At 65.3% G+C, this 833-nt stretch carries 1 protein-coding gene; it reads right to left on the bottom strand.

What is annotated here, in order from left to right:
• Nucleotides 1-41 precede the first annotated feature (41 nt).
• Nucleotides 42-701: a response regulator transcription factor gene (locus tag EN969_RS33410; protein ID WP_024503139.1), complete on the bottom strand. Its 660-nt coding sequence runs from the start codon at nt 699-701 to the stop codon at nt 42-44.
• Nucleotides 702-833 lie beyond the last annotated feature (132 nt).

The raw sequence follows: 833 nt of genomic DNA, 5'->3' as shown, positions 1-833 counted from the left end.
GGCCAGGGTCAGGCCGCTGGCGCCGGCGGCGGAATAGGGGTCTAACCCGCCGGCTGCAGCGGGTCGCTGCCGATCTTGGACAGCAGGATCACCGCCTGGGTGCGGCTGTCGACGCCGAGCTTCTGCAGGATGGCGGAGACATGCGCCTTGATGGTGGCCTCGGAGACGCCGAGTTCATAGGCGATCTGCTTGTTGAGCAGGCCCTCGGCCAGCATGCCGAGCACCCGGGTCTGCTGCGGCGTCAACGCCTGCAGCCGCTTGATCAGGTCGGATATTTCAGGGTCGCGCTCGATGCCGAGATCGACGCCGACGGGTGCTGCAATATCGCCGGCAAGCACCGATTGCACGGCGCTGCGGATTTCTTCCATGCTGGCCGATTTGGAGATGAAGCCGGAAGCGCCGAGGTCGAGCGCCCGCCTGATGGTCGCCGGATCGTCATGCGCCGACACCACGACCAGCGGCACCGCCGGATGGATGCCACGCAGCGAGATCAGGCCGGAGAGGCCGCTGGCGCCCGGCATCGACAGGTCGAGCAGCACCAGATCGACGTCCTCGTTGGCCACGACCAGCGCCTTGGCGCTCTCGAAATCGCCGGCTTCATGGATGGCGGCGACATTGCCGATGCCGGCGAGCGCTTCGCGCAGCGCACCGCGAAACAGCGGGTGATCGTCGGCGATGACGAAAGAATAGCCTGCCGGCAAATGTCCCTCCCCGAATCCCCGATGATTTTTGGCTTTTCGGGTTCAACTGGACGATTATGAGCGGCTGCGCGCTGTTTTCAAGCGGCAAAGCCAGTGCGCCGCCTCCCGTGGTTGAAACGCTCAGGTCTTCTG

This window comes from Mesorhizobium sp. M7A.F.Ca.CA.003.01.2.1 (genome assembly GCF_003998945.1).
Taxonomy (GTDB): domain Bacteria; phylum Pseudomonadota; class Alphaproteobacteria; order Rhizobiales; family Rhizobiaceae; genus Mesorhizobium; species Mesorhizobium ciceri.
This window is presented reverse-complemented; position numbering and strand designations above follow the sequence as displayed.